Below are 15,714 nucleotides of genomic sequence, written 5' to 3' on the forward strand. Positions count from 1 at the left end.
AGGTTTAAGATCATGCAAAATGGATTTTAAGCCTTGGGCATGGAGCGATGGATGACCGAATTAACCGATCTGCAGTTTGATCAGCAGCACCTTTGGCATCCCTATACTTCCATGACCCAGCCGCTGCCGGCGTTTAAGGTGAAGAAAGCTTATGGCGCAACCATTGAGCTGGAAGATGGCCGGCAGCTGATTGACGGCATGTCTTCATGGTGGTGCGCGATTCACGGCTATAACCATCCTGAGCTGAATCAGGCCGCGGCGGAGCAGCTGCAGCAGATGTCGCACATCATGTTCGGCGGCCTGACGCATGATCCTGCAATTCAGCTTGGCCGACTGCTGCTTGAAATTGCCCCGCCCAGCCTGAGCAAAATTTTCTATGCAGACTCCGGTTCTGTGGCGGTTGAAGTTGCCTTGAAAATGGCGGTGCAGTACTGGACCGCGCAAGGCCAAACCGCAAAAACCAATTTTGTTACCCCGCGCTCGGGCTATCATGGCGATACCTGGAATGCCATGTCGGTCTGCGACCCGGTGACCGGCATGCATCAGATTTTCGGCTCAAGCCTGCCGAACCGCATTTTTGTCCCTGCGCCGCAAACCGGCTTTTATGATGAATGGGATCAGCAGGACAGTGCTGCGCTGGAGCAGGCGCTGGCGGCGCATCACGGCAGCATTGCCGGCCTGATTCTGGAGCCGGTTGTGCAGGGCGCCGGTGGCATGCGCTTTTACCATCCTGAATATTTGCGCCAAGCCAAGCTGCTGTGCAAGAAATATAATATCCTGCTGATCTTTGATGAGATTGCCACAGGCTTTGGCCGCACCGGCAAGCTGTTTGCCTGGGAGCATGCGGGGGTTGAACCGGACATCATGTGCATTGGCAAAGGCCTGACCGGAGGCTATATGACGCTTTCCGCGGTCTTAACCAGCGCCCATGTAGCGGAAACCATCAGCCGGAGCGAGGCCGGCGTGTTCATGCACGGGCCGACATTCATGGCCAACCCTCTGGCCTGCGCGGTGGCGCTGAAAAGCACGCAGCTGCTGCTGGCGCAGGACTGGCAAGCCAATATTCAGCGCATTGAACAGCAGCTGCGCCATAGGCTGCAGCCCTTGGCGGCGCTGGAATATGTGCAGGATGTCCGGATACTGGGCGCGATAGGCGTGGTTGAATTGAAATTCAATGTAGACATGCAGGCCCTGCAGCGGCAGTTTGTGGAGCGCGGCATTTGGGTGCGCCCCTTTGGCAAGCTGGTGTATGTGATGCCGCCGTATGTTATTTCGGATGCAGAGCTGAATACGCTGCTGCAGCAGCTGGCTGCTGTAGTTGCGGGCCTGCAGGCGCATGCAGCATGAGTTTGATCGATCATTATGCGCAGCAGCTGGATGCTTTGAAGCAGCAGGGAAATTTGCGCCAATTCACCGCAAACCGGCAGCAGGGCCGCCGCATTCAGATTGGCGGCCGGCAGATGCTGAATCTGGCCTCCAACGACTATTTAGGGCTGGCTTCGGATATTCAGCTGCGGGAGCAGTTTTTTGATGAGACTCCGAATGCGCAGCGCTGGATGAGCTCGTCTTCATCGCGCCTGCTGACGGGGAATTTTCCGGAATATGAACAGCTGGAAGCCAGCTTAAGCCGGGCCTTTCATGGCCGCGCGGCACTGCTGTTCAACAGCGGCTATCACATGAATATCGGCATACTGCCTGCGCTCAGCGACAGCAAAACCCTGATTTTGGCCGATAAGCTGGTGCATGCCAGCATGATTGACGGCATCCGCCTGTCGGCAGCCAAATATGTGCGCTACCGCCATAATGATTTGCATCATCTGGCGCAGCTGCTGCAGAAATACCATGAGGATGAAGCGTTTGAGCGCATCATTGTGGTGACGGAATCCATTTTCAGCATGGATGGCGATGAAACCGATCTGGCTGAACTGGTCCGCATCAAAAAGCAGTTTTCCAAAGTGATGCTGTATGTGGATGAGGCGCACGCGGTCGGCGTGCGCGGCGCGCAGGGCTTGGGCTGCGCGGAGCAGTACGGCGTGATTGATGAGGTTGACCTGATTGTCGGCGCCTTCGGCAAAGCCATGGCGTCCATCGGCGGCTATCTGATCTGCCATCCGGTGATCCGCGCGTATCTGATCAACAGCATGCGCCCCTTGATTTTCAGCACGGCGCTGCCGCCGGTCTGCATGGCGTGGACGGATTTTATTTTTCAAAAAGTGCTGGCCCTGAACCCGCAGCGCCAGCATCTGCAGCGCATCAGCCAGTCGCTGCGCCAGGTGGTGGCAGCTAAAGGCTTTGACTGCCCATCCAGCTCGCATATTGTGCCGGTGATCATCGGCGAATCGCAGAAAACCGTCGAAAAAGCCCAGGCGCTGCAGGCTGCCGGCTTTTACATCATGCCGGTGCGCCCGCCGACCGTGCCGCAGGGCAGCTCGCGCCTGCGCATTTCTTTAATCGCTTCCATTGAGCAGGCTGAGCTGGACCAGCTGGCCGCTTTGCTTTGAGTTTTGATGATGCCTATTGATAAAGCTCAGGTGGCGCAGCGTTTCGCCAAGGCGCACCAAAGCTATGACCTGCATGCCGTGGTGCAGAAGCGCATTTGCCGGCATTTGATGAATCTCATGCTGCAGATCCTGCCTGAGCGGAACTTCAAGCGGGTGCTGGAAATCGGCTGCGGTTCCGGCAATCTCAGCCATCAGCTGCTGCAGCGCCTGCGCATTGAGCGCTTGATTTTAAATGACCTGTATCCTGAAATTCAGCAGCATTTCAAGGCGGCGGAAAATCTTGAATGGCTGATTGGCGATATTGAGCAGCTGGCTTTTCCGCAGGCGCTGGACTTGGCGGTTTCCAGCTCGGCGCTGCAGTGGATGGCCGACCTGAAGTCGGTTTTCCGGCAGGCGCATCAGGCGCTGCAGCCGTGCGGCTATTTCTGCTTTTCAACTTTCGGCCGGCAGAATCTGCAGGAAATTAAAGCTTTAACCGGGCAAGGCCTGGAATACTTAACGCCCGCTGAAATTCAGCATCTGCTGCAGCAGCAGGGCTTTGAAGTTCTGTATCTGTCCGAAAGCCTGGATGCGCTGCATTTTAATCATCCGCGCGAAGTGCTGCAGCATCTGAAAGCGACTGGGGTAACGGCGGTATCCGCCGGGCAGCGCTGGACGAAGCAGTCCTTGGCGCAGTTTTATCAAGGCTATGCGCAATATTCCCAGCGCAATGATGCAGGCCAGCCTGAATATCATTTGAGCTATCACCCCATTTACTGCATTGCGCGGAGAACTTCATGACGGCACCGGTTTATTTTATCAGCGGCATTGATACCGGCATTGGCAAGACCTATGCCACGGGCTATTTGGCCAAGCTGTGGAATCAGCAGGGCATCCGCACCATTACCCAGAAGCTGATTCAAACCGGCAACAGCGGAATTTCAGAAGATATTGAACAGCACCGCCAGATCATGCAGATGGGCTGGTTTCCTGAAGATGACAGCCGGCTGACCATGCCTGAAATTTTCAGCTATCCGGCATCGCCGCATTTGGCCGCGAAAATAGACGGCCGTGACGTAGATTTCGCCAAAATTGCCCAAGCCACGCAGCAGCTGGCTGAACGCTATGACGCGGTGCTGCTGGAAGGCGCCGGCGGCCTGATGGTGCCGCTGACGGACAGCCTGCTGAGCATTGATTACGCGGCGGAAAAAAACTTTCCAGTGATACTGGTCAGTTCCGGCCGGCTGGGCAGCATCAACCACACCATTCTCAGTCTGGAAGCGCTGCGCAGCCGCGGCATGCAGCTGCATGCTTTGGCTTATAATCTGAATGATGAGTCGCAGGATCCGCTGATTTCAAAAGATACCGCAGAATACTTAAAGGCTTATTTGGCCAAGCATTTTCCTGATGCGCTGTGGATGGATATTCCGGTGGTTGAATTGCCGCTTTAAAGAGCTTGGCCGGCAGCAGCGCTTAGTCAGCCGGCGCTGCTGCGGATCAAACCACGTTCAGGATCTAAAAAAGAAAAAGCCAGTCAGTTGGCGAACTGGCTGGCTTTTTCTTGGCTAAGCGGTTTTAGCGCTTTCCGCAATTAAAACTTCTTGAAGCTTTTATTGGTGCCGTAAGGCTTGCGCGGCGCATTTTCGTCGCGGCGCTCGCGGTTGCCGAAGCTGTCATCACGGCGTTCACGCTGGCCGTAAGTGCCCTGATTGCCGTCTTGGCGGCGTTCACGCTGGCCGTAAGTGCCCTGATTGCCGTCCTGGCGGCGTTCGCGCTGGCCGTAAGCGCCTTGGTTGCCGTCTTGCTGGCGCTGCGCATAGCCGTTTGGATTTTCACGGCGCTCACGTTCGCGGCCGAAAGCCGGCTTCTGCTGGCTGCCTTCATCTTCAGTGTCGCGGCGCTGCTGGCGCAGGAAACCGCCGCGGCGCGCTGCCATCGGTTTTTCCTGCATGCGCTCATTGCGGCGTTTCGCCATGCCGAATAAGCCGGTGCCTTGGCGCGGCTTCAGCTCAACCGATTTGGTTAAGTTGTCGATATCGTTTTTATCCAGCTCCATCCAGCGCCCTGTGCGCAGCTCGCGCGGCAGGATGACTGTGCCGTAGCGGGTACGCAGCAGGCGGCTGACTTTCAGGCCCTGCGATTCAAAGATGCGGCGCACTTCGCGGTTGCGGCCTTCTTTCACTACAACCTGGAACCAGCGGTTAATGCCGTCGCCGCCAATTTCAGTGAAGGATTCAAATTTTGCCGGGCCGTCATCCAGCATCACGCCTTTCAGCATGTTGTTTTTCAGCTGCGGCGTCACTTCGCCCATAACGCGCACCGCATATTCGCGCTCAATTTCATTTGATGGGTGCATCAAGCGGTTGGCCAGTTCGCCATCGTTAGTGAACAGCAGCAGGCCAGTCGAGTTGATGTCCAGACGGCCCACCATCACCCAGCGGTCGCCCTGAATCTGCGGCAGCTGCTCGAATACGGTCGGGCGGTTTTCAGGGTCATTGCGCGAGCAGATTTTGCCTTCAGGCTTGTAGTAAATCAGCACGCGGCGGCGGATTTCATCTTCAATCTGGAACTGCACTTTACGGCCGTCGATGCGAAGCTCATCGCCCGGCTCAATGCGTTCACCTACTTGGGCAACTTGCCCATTTACGCTTACGCGCCCGGCGGCAATGACTTCTTCCATATAGCGGCGAGAACCCAAACCAACACGCGCAAGCACCTTTTGCAATTTTTCACTCATGACAGCATAACCTTAGAAATTATCATCAACAGTTCACCTATTTATGACTTCGGCGCGTTTGCGTCGAGGGCCATAAAAGCTTCCTTGGCATCCTGCAGGGGAGGCAATTGACCTAAAGAATGAAGGCCAAAAGCATTTAAAAATTGTGGCGTTGTAACTAACAACGCAGGTCTTCCCGGGAGTTCCCTGAAGCCGGATTCTTTAATCCAGTTCCAGTCAAACAGCGTGCGCAGTATCTGGCTGTTATTGGTTACTCCGCGGATTTGCTCAATATCTGCCCGGGTCACTGGCTGGTGGTAGGCAACCACAGCAAGCGTTTCGAGCAAAGATGGCGATAAGCGGGTTGGCCGCTCAGGCCATGTCTGAGCAATAATATTACGATATTTTGCGCGAACTTGAAATCTGAAGCCTTGGGCGGTTTCCACCAGTTCAATGGATCTGCCATGTTGCAGCAGGGACAGCTGCTGCAGCAATTGGCGCATTTCCGGCTTGCTGTAGCGGCCCTGAAAGGCTTCCTTCAGGCGGGCCAGCGATACCGCCGCTTCACTGGCGAATATAATCGCTTCCAGCTGCATCAGCACTTCATGCACATCTTCCTGCTGCGCGGCGGGCTGGATCAATCCGCTATTCATGCGCGCGCTCCCTGAACCGCAAGCGGCGCTTCCACGCCTGTGGCAACAATGGTCAGTTTCTGCTGGCGCGTCAGTTCTAAAATCGCCATGAACGTGACCACCATGCCCATGCGGCCTTGGCTGGGCTTCAGCAGGGCTTCAAATTCCAGCACGGCGCCGCTTTCCAGCCGGCTTTCAATATAGGCGATGCGCTCTTCCAGCAGCACCGGCTCTTGCAGAATCTGATGAACGGCAGGTTCAGGACGGCTGAATACGCAAAGCATTGCATCACGCAGCGCATCTGCGCTGTAGCCGTCATTGTTTTGAATCACATGGCCTAAGCTGATATTGGCTGCAAAAGTGTCGCGCTCTAAGACGCTCATCTGGCCGAGGCGTTCGGCAGCCTGCTTAATGCGCAGATAGTTTTCCAGGCGCTCAATCAGGTCTTGTTTTGGGTCGGCTTCGGCTGCGCTGATATTCTTGGGTTTCGGCAGCAGCAGGCGCGATTTCAAATCGGCTAAAAGGGCAGCCATCACCATGTAGTCTGCGGTCAATTCAATATTCAGCGATTTCATCGCCTGCATATAAGACAGGTACTGCGCGGCGATTGGGGCAATATCCAGCTGCAGCAGGTCAAAGCCGTTTTTTTGAATCAGGTAAATCAGAAAGTCGAGCGGGCCTTCGAAATGCTCTAAAAGGATTTCAAATGCAGCGGGAGGAATGTAAAGGTCCTCAGGAAGCGCATCCTGCCATTCACCCAAAACGCGGATGTGTGCAGATGGTTCCATCGGCTCATGGACAGTTTGATTCATTGCAATTATAGGCCACGCGAATTTTCAAAGGCATGAAAGCGCTATTTCAAATCAAATTAGAAACGCTGCCGTGAGCGGATGATGAGAAAAAGCAAAAAAAGATAATCTGAGCGCTAGTTTAATGGAAAAACGCGCTGAAATAAATCATGGAGCGTTTAAAACGCCAAAAAAACCGCAAAAAGCTGCAGGCGCGCGGCCGATTTTAAGTTTTTAATGGCAAGGCAGCTGTTTTATATGCAGTTTGTCAGAAGAGCACTTATGCAAGACGCATGCTGAAAAAAACATTGGGCAGAATGATGAAAAGCTATCAAGAAACGCAAGAGAATGAATATGTGCGGCAGAAAGTCCGCTTGCAGGATTTTATTCAGCTGCATCAGCAAAATAAATGAGATTGCTTTAAGCCGGTTTGAAAATTGTATTATGAAGATCGGCGCCGGTTTAATGTTTATCTTGGCCTATGTCCGCTTCTGATTCAGTTTAAACAAGAGTTGAGATGAAAAAATTGCCGGCGCTTTCGAAATTTGAACCAAGAAAAATTAAACCCCTGATGGGGATTCAACTGAGAAAAGCTGAAAAAATATTGTTTACTGTTTGTGGAATAAACTAAAGTTGCTGCATAACTGATTGAAATTAATATTCAATAATAAGGAAATGCAAATCAAATGCCGCTTATTTTAGTGCTGGCCGGAATGATCTGTTTCGGCGTGTTTTTGGGCTATCCCAAATATCAAATTATGAAATTAGAAGACCAAGCGCGAAGAACGCTTAAATCAGGAGGATTTGAGCAGTTTGGGGCAAACTACCGCCCATTGATGAGTGCTGCAAAAATTGATTTTTCTGTGCTGGATCAATATCCCAATATCCGCTTTTATATGCGCAATACAGCATATGCGGGGAAGGACTTGCCTGAAGGGGTAAGGCGCATGGTGCAAACCATGAGCTGTGATTCCATTGAGTCATTTCGCGCTATGGAATACAAAGAGCGGACTGCTTTGCTGAATGTCCTGGAAGAAGATCAGATTACTTTTTATGTTTCTTTGAAAAATAAATTTGGTGCAGAGTTGGCGGCGCATCAGCAAAAGCTTTCCGCATGTTCTAATTTTTTGGCTTTAAGAAATTTGAAAGAAGAAGATGGTCAGGACTCACAGCAAGCTGCTCTAGTGCCGGCTCAAGCGCCTGTGATTCCTTCGGCCGTTGAAGCTGCGCCTGCTGCGGCGTATTCAGGCAGTGATGAGGCTGCTGCGCATTAATGGCGCAATAAATGCGCGATGAGATGAGCTGTTCAGAAAAAGCCTTGCTGATATGCAATTCAGCAAGGCGGGTTTTACAGGATGGATTTAAGCCGCAGCATTGAGGCTTGCATGCTATTCAAACGCGCTGACATCGCCTGCGCCGCGCCGGATAATTTCCGGGTGGTCTTTGGATAGGTCAACAATGCTGGTGGTGGCGAGCGTGCCCAGCCCGCCGTCAATCAGCACATCAATGCGCTTGCCGAGCTGCAGCTCAATCTCAAAAGGATCATCCAGCGGGTCCTGCTGCTGAGGCAGAATCAGGGTGCTGGTCAGCAGCGGCTCTCCCAGCTCTTGCAGCAGCATTTGGCAAATCGGGTTGCTGGGAATGCGCAGGCCAATGGTTTTCTTTTTCGGATGCATCAGGCGGCGCGGCACCTCACTGGTGGCCGGCAAAATAAAGGTGGTAATAGCCGGGGTATTGCTTTTCAGCAGGCGGTACATGGCATTGTCCACTTTGGCATAGGTGGCGATGTCCGACAGGTCGGCGCAGATAATGGCATATTGATGCTTGGAATCCAGGCCGCGGATTTGCGCAATGCGCTCCATGGCGCTTTTATTGCCAATCTGGCAGCCGATGGCGTAGGCAGCGTCGGTTGGGTAAACCACCACATCGCCGGCGCGGATGCGTTCAACTGCTTGGCTGATCAGGCGAGGCTGAGGGTTTTCGGGGTGTACGCGTAAATGCAGCATAGCGTGTCCTCCAGTTTTTGGCTTTTATAATAGGCTAAGCTTATTATGGATGCGCAGGGCGGCGGCGCGCAATGCATTGCGCGCAGAATATTGTGCAATTTAATCAAGCATTTCGCGCTGAAATTCATCGGCCTGTAATGTTTTGCCATTCCGGGTGCAGGCGCAGATGCAGTCAATAAAATGTTTTGCGTCGCGCGGCAGTTTGGCTTCGCTTGAAAAATAGCGCTGCAGCTGCGCATGGACATTGTCCTTAAAGGCGGCGCCGTCACCGCCTTCGCCAGTCAGGTTGTCCAAAGACACGCGGAATTTGCGGCCAAAGGCCTGGGCAAACAGCCATTCCACCGCCTGCGGCTTAATTTCCACCTGTTCAAACAGCGCCTGCTGTTCCGCCGTGCGGCCATCCGGCGCATACCAGTAGCCCAGGTCGGGCAGGCGGCGGCGCTTTTCGCCGGCAATGGTCCAGTGGCTGATTTCATGCAGCGCGCTGTTGAAGAAGCCGTGCGCAAATTGAATGCGGGCAGGGCCGTTTTCATCTGCCGGAAAATATTCCGGTTCAGAACCGCCTTTGACTAAAGTGACATTTAGGTGGGAAAACCAGTGATTAAAGTGTAAGATGAGCCAGTCGGCCTGTTCCGGTTCTGCCGATAATTTAGCCCATTGCGAGAGTTGCACTGGCTTGGCTGAAATGTCAGAATCGGCGGCTGGAAGTGTGCTCACAAGTGATGAAACACTCACTTCTGTTTGCGGCTGCAACAGATGCATGACTGTGTTACCCCAAATGGTCTGTCTAAATAAGTGCAAAATTGTATCTTAATCTTTGACAGAGTACTGATGAATTTGTAGAATTGCCGCCTTAATTATGTCAGCAAATACCTTTCCGGCACAGATAGAGCCGTTTAAATGGGCTGAGCAGGGCTTTACATGGTCAGGTCAACTGCCATTATCGCGCTTTGCTCGTATTGCCCGTGAAGCTGTTGGATCAATTGATGATCAATTGGTTAACATAGACTGTAAGCTATCAATGGATGCGTATCATCGTATTGCATGGCTGGATGGTCACGTTGAAGCAAGTGTCCCAATGGAATGCCAGCGTTGCTTAAACGCGGTAGAAATTGAACTCGCTTCAGATTTTCATCTAGCTCTAGTGGATGATGAGTCACTGATAGAGCGCTTGGATGAGGATGCTGATTTCATCGTCTTAGGCGAAAGCGAAGCAACAACCAAAGGCGACTATGATGCGCCTGCGACTGCTGATTTGCTTGCGCTGATAGAAGATGAACTGTTATTGCTGCTGCCTTTGTCGCCTAAGCATGATGCTTGCGAACATAAGCATCAGCCTGCCGTTCAGGAAGCTGCTGCAGAAAAGCGGGACAACCCGTTTGATGTTTTGGCAGGCTTGAAGGGTAAACTTAACTAATTTTTGTGTTATACTGCGAAGTATAAGACAATCGAATTTGTTCTGATCCATTTTTTCGATCTTTGTAAGGAGCCATCATGGCCGTTCAGCAAAACCGTAAAAGTCGCTCTCGCCGTGACATGCGCCGTTCACATGACGCTTTAACCGAGAATGCATTATCAGTAGACCAAACTACTGGTGAAACTCACCGTCGCCACCATGTAACTAAAGATGGTGTCTACCGTGGCCGTCAATTATTCGCTAAAGCAGCTGCTGAATAATTGATGATGTATTAAGCGTCAAGCTTAGTAGAAAAAATGGGAGCGTAAGCTCCCTTTTTTTGTCCGCGTTTTTTGTTGTATTTGGCAATTACTAAAAGCAAAATTAAATGCTAAATTTCCGCACCATATACGGGCTTATATGAGAGCTTGCTGGAGTATTGGGCGTCTATCACGCTTCAGCATATCTTAATTAAAGGATTTTTTTATGTCTGCTAAACAACTTGGGCAAGCGTCTTTGGCAACCAAAACTGCATTTTTGTTCCCCGGTCAAGGCTCGCAGAAAGCCGGCATGCTCGCAGAGCTTGCAGAACAGTTTAGCGGTGTGCAGGCGACGTTTGCTGAAGCATCGGAAGCGGTTGGCTTTGACCTGTGGCATATTGCGCAAAGCGGCGAAGGTCTGGATCAGACTGAATTCACCCAGCCTGTGCTGCTGACTGCCAGCATTGCCTTATGGCGCGTATGGCTGGAATTGGGCGGCGTAGTGCCGAAATACATGGCTGGCCATTCTCTGGGTGAATACAGCGCGCTGGTGGCTGCCGGCGCAATGAGCTTGGGCGATGCCGTCAAGCTGGTGCACCTGCGCGGCAAGCTGATGCAGAGCGCAGTGCCTCAGGGGCAGGGCGCAATGGCTGCGATTCTGGGTCTGGACGACGCCAAAGTATTGGAGCTGTGCGAGCAGGCCAATATGCAGGGGCGCGGCTCGGTTGAAGCGGCCAACTACAATGCCAATGGCCAAGTAGTGATTGCCGGCGATAAGACTTTGGTTGAGGCGGTCATGGCTTCAGCCAAGGAAAACGGCGGCAAGGCGATTGCGTTGCCGGTGTCTGTGCCGTCGCACTGTTCGCTGATGAAGCCGGCTGCTGAGCAGTTCGCGCAAGCTTTGGAACAAACTGCCATTGAGCTGCCTCGCATTCCTGTAATACAAAATGTCAACGCAGAAGCTGCCGCTGATGTGGCGCAGCTGCGCCAGGCATTGACTGCGCAATTGTATCAATCGGTGCAATGGACCAAGACCATGCAGCTCATTCAGGATCAGGGCATACAGTATGTAGCTGAATGCGGTCCGGGCAATGTTCTGGCGAATCTTGCGAAACGTCTGCCGAATATCGAAAAAGCATTTCCGCTCGACACCAAGAGTCGTTTGGAAGACGCATTAAACGCCATCTTAGTGGCTGAAGGGAAAATTGCATGACACAAGAACGCAAAGTCGCACTGGTGACAGGCGCGAGCCGGGGGATTGGCGCAGCCATCGCTCAGCAGCTGATTCAAGACGGTTATTTTGTTGTAGGCACGGCGACATCTGAATCCGGCGCAGAAAAGCTTTCTGCTGCCTTTGGTGAGAATGGCGCAGGCAAGACGCTGGATGTGCGCGACGGCGCAGCGATTGACGCTTTGGTTTCAGAGATTGAACAGAATTACGGCCCGGTGCTTGCATTGGTCAACAATGCCGGCATCACCAAAGACAACCTGCTGCTGCGCATGTCTGAAGATGACTGGGATGATATTCTGAATATTCATTTGAAGGCAGTTTACCGCCTGTCCAAGCGCGTGCTGAAAGGCATGACTAAGGCGCGTTTCGGCCGCATCATCAATATCAGTTCTGTAGTTGCGCATTTTGCCAACCCGGGCCAAGCCAACTATTCTGCGGCCAAAGCCGGCATTGAAGCGTTCAGCCGCAGCCTGGCCAAAGAAATGGGCAGCCGCCAGATCACTGTAAACTCAGTAGCGCCGGGTTTTATTGCGACAGAAATGACCGAACAGTTGAGCGAAGAAATTCGCAAGAAAATGAGCGATCAGGTGGCATTAGGCCGTTTAGGTGAGCCTCAGGATATCGCCAATGCTGTAAGCTTTCTGGCTTCAGACAAGGCAAGCTACATTACCGGTACTGTAATGCATGTAAATGGCGGTTTATACATGAGCTAAGCTCAAGTATAAACTTCCCAAATTTTTTATATTCAATTAAACTAACGGCATTAAAAACGCCACAAGCAATGAGGAGAATTCCTGTGAGCGATATCGAACAACGCGTTAAACAAGCGGTTGCTGAGCAACTTGGCCTTAAAGTTGACGAGATTAAAAACGAAGCATCTTTTATGGATGACTTAGGTGCTGACTCTCTTGACCTGGTTGAGCTGGTTATGTCTTTCGAAAACGACTTCGACATCACAATTCCGGATGAAGATTCTAACGAAATCACAACCGTGCAATCAGCTATTGACTACGTTTCTAAGAAACTGGGTTAATTCCTGATTTTCAGCTTTGCTGAATAAAAAAAGCCGCCAGTTTTGGCGGCTTTTTTTATGGCGCGCATGCCTGCATCAGCTTCAGCGCTAAACGTCCAGATCCAGATACAGGCCTTCCTTGACTTCCTCCATCACCACATAGCTGTGCGAAGAGGCGGAGGCCGGCAGCTTTTTCAGCAGGTTGCCCAGCAGCTTGCGGTAAGTGCTCATTTCCTTTAAGCGCGCTTTCACCAGATAGTCAAAGTCGCCTGAAATCAGGTGGCATTCCAGCACTTCGGGAATCTCGGACAGGTCGCGCGCCACCTGCTCGAACACATCGCCCGACTTGGCGGAAAGCTTGATTTCAAGGAACACCAGCAGGCGCTTATCCACCAGTTCGGGGTTCAGCCGGGCATAATAGCCCATAATGATGCCGTCGCGCTCCAGGCGCTTGACCCGCTCTGAGCAGGGGGTGGTTGACAGGTTGACTTTGGCTGCCAGCTCGCTGATGGCGATGCGTCCATTCTTCTGCAGAATGTCCAAAATCATGCGGTCGATACGGTCTAATTTGCGCATTTATAATTCCCTGTGTTTTGAGTAAAACCGCGACAAAACGAGTGAATTCACTGAAAGAAAGCCCTAAAAACAGCAAATTCAACTATTGATCCAAAAATATACTAGTTAAATAAACTAGGGACAGGGTCGAGGTCAAGGCTATGCGTGTAATTGTTTTAGGCAGTGGTGTTATTGGCGTAGCCAGCGCTTATTATTTGGCGAAGCAAGGCGCAGAAGTGACTGTGCTGGACCGCCAGGCTGGGCCTGCGGAAGAAACCAGTTTCGGCAATGCCGGCCAGATCTCTCCCGGCTATTCGACGCCTTGGGCTGCTCCCGGTATTCCTTTTAAAGCCGTGAAGTGGATGTTCCAGCATCATGCGCCTTTAGCGATCAATATCGACGGCAGCATGTGGCAGCTGAACTGGATGGCGCAGATGCTGAAAAACTGCAATCCGCAAAGCTATGCCATTAACAAAGAGCGCATGACCCGTGTTGCTGAGTACAGCCGCGACTGTTTGCGTGAACTGCGCAAAGAAACAGGCATCAGTTATGAAAACCGTGCGAAAGGAACATTGCAGGTTTTCCGTAATGATGCGCAGCTTGATGCGGTGCAGCGTGATATTCAGGTTTTAAAAGAATGCGGCGTCGACTACGAACTGCTGCTGAAAGATGATTTGGCGAAAGTCGAGCCGGCTTTAGCCTATGCCAAAGACAAGCTGGTCGGCGGCCTGCATTTGCCGAATGATGAAACAGGCGACTGCTACTTATTTACCAATGCTTTGGCGAACTTGGCTAAAGGCATGGGCGTGGACTTTAAATTTAACCAGAACGTTGAAAAACTTGTGGTTGAAGGCGGTGAGATCAAAGGCGTGGTGGTTAATGGTCAAGTGCTGACAGCAGACCGTTATGTGCTGGCTTTCGGCAGCTACTCGCGCGATTTCCTGAAGCCGCTGAATCTGAACTTGCCTGTGTATCCGGTAAAAGGCTACTCGCTTACGATTCCAATTGTTGATCCGGCATTTGCGCCGCAGTCTACGGTTTTGGATGAAACCTATAAAATTGCCATCACGCGTTTTGATGAGCGCATCCGCGTCGGCGGCATGGCGGAACTGAGCGGCTTCAACCACGGCTTAAACCAGGACCGCCGCGCAACCTTGGAAATGGTCACTCAAGACCTGTTCCCGGGCGGAAACCTGGCTGAAGCCAGCTTCTGGACCGGCTTGCGTCCAATGACGCCGGACAGCACGCCGATTATCGGCGCTACGCAGTACAAAAACCTGTTCCTGAATACCGGCCACGGCACGCTGGGCTGGACCATGGCCTGCGGTTCAGGCAAGCTGATCAGCGACCTGGTGCTGGGCCATTCGGCTGACATCAGCACCGACGGCCTGTCCCTGCAGCGCTATGCGCATGCGCACGCCGCTTAAATTCAAATGATCCTCATGCAATATGTTCAAGGAAGAACCCGATGCCGCGCCCGATTCAAGCCATTATCCACTTAAGCGCCTTGGCGCATAACCTGCAGGCTGCCAAGCGCAGCGCTGCCGGGTCGCAAGTGTATGCGGTGGTCAAAGCCAATGCTTACGGCCATGGCATAGAGCGGGTATATGACGCTTTCAAGCAGGCGGACGGCTTCGCCCTGCTGGATATCGCTGAAGCTGAGCGCCTGCGCGCGCTGGGCTGGCAGGGCGATATTCTGCTTTTAGAAGGCATTTTCTCGATGCAGGATCTGGCGGATTGCCAGCGCCTGCAGCTGAGCTTCAGCATTCACAGCGCTTGCCAGATTGAATGGCTGCGCCAGTATCAGCACAGCCATCCTGAAGCGCAGTTCAATATTTTTGTCAAAATGAACTCCGGCATGAACCGCCTGGGCTTCACGCCTGAAGCTTACCGCAGCGCCTGGACAGAACTGCAGCAGCTGCGGATTGTCCGCAGCCTGACGCATATGATGCATTTTTCAGATGCGGACGGCGAGCGCTTCGGCGAATGCGGCATTCAGTATCAATACACGCTATTTAAGCAGATCATTCAGGATTTTCCTGCGCCTGCTACTGTCAGCAACAGCGCGGCGATTTTGCGCCACAGCGCTGAACTGCAGTCGGATATTGTCCGCAGCGGCATCATGCTGTACGGCAGTTCGCCGGACTATCCGGCGCACAGCATTCAGGACTGGCAGCTGCAGCCGGCCATGAGCCTGCGCACGGAAATTATCGCCGTGCAGCAGCTGCAGGCCGGGCAAAGCGTGGGCTACGGCTCCAGCTTTGTCGCAGACCGGCCAATGCGCATCGGCATTGCGGCTTGTGGCTACGCCGACGGCTATCAGCGCACGTCGCCGACCGGAACGCCGGCGCTGGTCAATGGCCAGCGCACGCAGCTGATTGGCCGGGTCAGCATGGATATGCTGGCGGTTGACCTCAGCGCTGTGCCGGATGCGGATATCGGCGCGGAAGTGGTGCTGTGGGGCAAGTCGTCCTGCGGCGCGGCGCTGCCGGTTGATGAAGTCGCGCGCGCATCCGGCACAGTCGGCTATGAGCTGATGTGCGCGGTGACGCAGCGTGTGCAGTTCGCGATTGATCGCGCTGAATTTTCAGCGCCCTCCCAGCTTAAAAGTTTAGAAGAAACTTAATTTTACAAGGAA

General features: G+C 52.8%; 17 protein-coding genes and 1 pseudogene. 12 read left to right on the forward strand and 6 right to left on the reverse strand.

Annotation, left to right across the window (positions count from 1 at the left end; all coding sequences use genetic code 11):
• Positions 1-51 precede the first annotated feature (51 nt).
• Genes bioA through bioD form a run of 4 tightly spaced genes read left to right on the forward strand, consistent with a single transcriptional unit; the run spans position 52 to position 3,931 of the window.
• A complete protein-coding gene (gene bioA, locus BEN74_RS14435; RefSeq protein ID WP_086374334.1) occupies positions 52-1,347 on the forward strand; it encodes an adenosylmethionine--8-amino-7-oxononanoate transaminase in 1,296 nt (431 codons plus the stop codon).
• A complete protein-coding gene (locus BEN74_RS14440; protein WP_068908422.1) occupies positions 1,344-2,501 on the forward strand; it encodes an 8-amino-7-oxononanoate synthase in 1,158 nt (385 codons plus the stop codon). Before bioA ends, BEN74_RS14440 begins: the two co-directional genes overlap by 4 nt.
• Positions 2,502-2,510: 9 nt before the next feature.
• Complete coding sequence (gene bioC, locus BEN74_RS14445) at positions 2,511-3,281, forward strand: malonyl-ACP O-methyltransferase BioC (RefSeq protein WP_068908557.1); 771 nt, start codon at positions 2,511-2,513, stop codon at positions 3,279-3,281.
• A complete protein-coding gene (bioD, locus tag BEN74_RS14450) occupies positions 3,278-3,931 on the forward strand; it encodes a dethiobiotin synthase (protein ID WP_068908420.1) in 654 nt (217 codons plus the stop codon). Before bioC ends, bioD begins: the two co-directional genes overlap by 4 nt.
• 413 nt (positions 3,932-4,344) lie before the next feature.
• Here the strand turns inward: bioD and rluB are convergent.
• The 3 genes and pseudogenes from rluB to BEN74_RS14465 all read right to left on the reverse strand — a co-directional run.
• A pseudogene (gene rluB / locus BEN74_RS14455) lies at positions 4,345-5,217 on the reverse strand (23S rRNA pseudouridine(2605) synthase RluB); the annotation flags it as partial.
• A gap of 41 nt (positions 5,218-5,258) precedes the next feature.
• Entirely contained in the window at positions 5,259-5,849 is a 591-nt protein-coding gene (gene scpB, locus BEN74_RS14460) for an SMC-Scp complex subunit ScpB (RefSeq protein ID WP_068908418.1), read from the reverse strand.
• The gene (locus BEN74_RS14465; RefSeq protein ID WP_068908415.1) at positions 5,846-6,640 is read right to left on the reverse strand and encodes a segregation and condensation protein A; all 795 of its coding nucleotides are present in this window, start codon (positions 6,638-6,640) and stop codon (positions 5,846-5,848) included. The genes scpB and BEN74_RS14465 overlap by 4 nt, the downstream gene beginning before the upstream one ends.
• Before the next feature lie 662 nt (positions 6,641-7,302).
• Between BEN74_RS14465 and BEN74_RS14470 the strand changes: the two genes are divergently transcribed.
• Positions 7,303-7,890: a hypothetical protein gene (locus BEN74_RS14470; RefSeq protein WP_068908413.1), complete on the forward strand. Its 588-nt coding sequence runs from the start codon at positions 7,303-7,305 to the stop codon at positions 7,888-7,890.
• Positions 7,891-8,004: 114 nt separating this feature from the next.
• Here BEN74_RS14470 and BEN74_RS14475 read toward each other — a convergent pair whose 3' ends face one another.
• Entirely contained in the window at positions 8,005-8,622 is a 618-nt protein-coding gene (locus BEN74_RS14475; RefSeq protein WP_068908411.1) for an L-threonylcarbamoyladenylate synthase, read from the reverse strand.
• A gap of 99 nt (positions 8,623-8,721) precedes the next feature.
• Positions 8,722-9,384, reverse strand: a complete 663-nt coding sequence (locus tag BEN74_RS14480) for an elongation factor P hydroxylase (protein WP_068908409.1) — start codon at positions 9,382-9,384, stop codon at positions 8,722-8,724.
• 97 nt (positions 9,385-9,481) lie between these two features.
• Between BEN74_RS14480 and BEN74_RS14485 the strand changes: the two genes are divergently transcribed.
• From BEN74_RS14485 to acpP, 5 genes are all read left to right on the forward strand, one after another.
• Positions 9,482-10,039, forward strand: a complete 558-nt coding sequence (locus tag BEN74_RS14485; protein WP_068908406.1) for a YceD family protein — start codon at positions 9,482-9,484, stop codon at positions 10,037-10,039.
• Positions 10,040-10,116: 77 nt separating this feature from the next.
• A complete protein-coding gene (gene rpmF / locus BEN74_RS14490) occupies positions 10,117-10,299 on the forward strand; it encodes a 50S ribosomal protein L32 (protein WP_086374332.1) in 183 nt (60 codons plus the stop codon).
• Positions 10,300-10,504: 205 nt separating this feature from the next.
• Positions 10,505-11,491, forward strand: coding sequence for an ACP S-malonyltransferase (fabD, locus tag BEN74_RS14495; RefSeq protein WP_068908404.1), 987 nt, complete (start codon positions 10,505-10,507; stop codon positions 11,489-11,491).
• A complete protein-coding gene (gene fabG / locus BEN74_RS14500) occupies positions 11,488-12,222 on the forward strand; it encodes a 3-oxoacyl-ACP reductase FabG (protein WP_068908402.1) in 735 nt (244 codons plus the stop codon). The genes fabD and fabG overlap by 4 nt, the downstream gene beginning before the upstream one ends.
• Before the next feature lie 83 nt (positions 12,223-12,305).
• Positions 12,306-12,542 (forward strand): acyl carrier protein, encoded by a 237-nt coding sequence (gene acpP / locus BEN74_RS14505; RefSeq protein WP_005011841.1) that lies wholly within the window; start codon positions 12,306-12,308, stop codon positions 12,540-12,542.
• An 87-nt stretch (positions 12,543-12,629) separates the two neighbouring features.
• Here acpP and BEN74_RS14510 read toward each other — a convergent pair whose 3' ends face one another.
• Positions 12,630-13,097, reverse strand: a complete 468-nt coding sequence (locus BEN74_RS14510) for an Lrp/AsnC ligand binding domain-containing protein (RefSeq protein WP_068908400.1) — start codon at positions 13,095-13,097, stop codon at positions 12,630-12,632.
• Between the two features lie 140 nt (positions 13,098-13,237).
• Here BEN74_RS14510 and BEN74_RS14515 point away from each other — a divergent pair, with 140 nt between their 5' ends.
• Together BEN74_RS14515 and alr are read left to right on the forward strand one after the other, a co-directional pair.
• Complete coding sequence (locus BEN74_RS14515) at positions 13,238-14,503, forward strand: D-amino acid dehydrogenase (RefSeq protein WP_068908398.1); 1,266 nt, start codon at positions 13,238-13,240, stop codon at positions 14,501-14,503.
• Between the two features lie 41 nt (positions 14,504-14,544).
• Entirely contained in the window at positions 14,545-15,702 is a 1,158-nt protein-coding gene (gene alr / locus BEN74_RS14520; protein WP_068908395.1) for an alanine racemase, read from the forward strand.
• Positions 15,703-15,714: the final 12 nt, after the last annotated feature.

This window comes from Acinetobacter sp. WCHAc010034, assembly GCF_001696615.3.
In the GTDB taxonomy this organism is placed as follows: Bacteria; Pseudomonadota; Gammaproteobacteria; order Pseudomonadales; family Moraxellaceae; genus Acinetobacter.

Coding starts and splice junctions, on each gene's coding strand:
- scpB (WP_068908418.1), bottom strand. CDS start 5,849: ATGAATAGCGGATTGATCCAGCCCGCCGCGCAGCAGGAAGATGTGCAT.
- BEN74_RS14515 (WP_068908398.1), top strand. CDS start 13,238: ATGCGTGTAATTGTTTTAGGCAGTGGTGTTATTGGCGTAGCCAGCGCT.
- bioA (WP_086374334.1), top strand. CDS start 52: ATGACCGAATTAACCGATCTGCAGTTTGATCAGCAGCACCTTTGGCAT.
- BEN74_RS14475 (WP_068908411.1), bottom strand. CDS start 8,622: ATGCTGCATTTACGCGTACACCCCGAAAACCCTCAGCCTCGCCTGATC.
- bioD (WP_068908420.1), top strand. CDS start 3,278: ATGACGGCACCGGTTTATTTTATCAGCGGCATTGATACCGGCATTGGC.
- bioC (WP_068908557.1), top strand. CDS start 2,511: ATGCCTATTGATAAAGCTCAGGTGGCGCAGCGTTTCGCCAAGGCGCAC.
- rpmF (WP_086374332.1), top strand. CDS start 10,117: ATGGCCGTTCAGCAAAACCGTAAAAGTCGCTCTCGCCGTGACATGCGC.
- BEN74_RS14440 (WP_068908422.1), top strand. CDS start 1,344: ATGAGTTTGATCGATCATTATGCGCAGCAGCTGGATGCTTTGAAGCAG.
- BEN74_RS14485 (WP_068908406.1), top strand. CDS start 9,482: ATGTCAGCAAATACCTTTCCGGCACAGATAGAGCCGTTTAAATGGGCT.
- BEN74_RS14465 (WP_068908415.1), bottom strand. CDS start 6,640: ATGAATCAAACTGTCCATGAGCCGATGGAACCATCTGCACACATCCGC.
- BEN74_RS14470 (WP_068908413.1), top strand. CDS start 7,303: ATGCCGCTTATTTTAGTGCTGGCCGGAATGATCTGTTTCGGCGTGTTT.
- BEN74_RS14510 (WP_068908400.1), bottom strand. CDS start 13,097: ATGCGCAAATTAGACCGTATCGACCGCATGATTTTGGACATTCTGCAG.
- fabD (WP_068908404.1), top strand. CDS start 10,505: ATGTCTGCTAAACAACTTGGGCAAGCGTCTTTGGCAACCAAAACTGCA.
- fabG (WP_068908402.1), top strand. CDS start 11,488: ATGACACAAGAACGCAAAGTCGCACTGGTGACAGGCGCGAGCCGGGGG.
- alr (WP_068908395.1), top strand. CDS start 14,545: ATGCCGCGCCCGATTCAAGCCATTATCCACTTAAGCGCCTTGGCGCAT.
- BEN74_RS14480 (WP_068908409.1), bottom strand. CDS start 9,384: ATGCATCTGTTGCAGCCGCAAACAGAAGTGAGTGTTTCATCACTTGTG.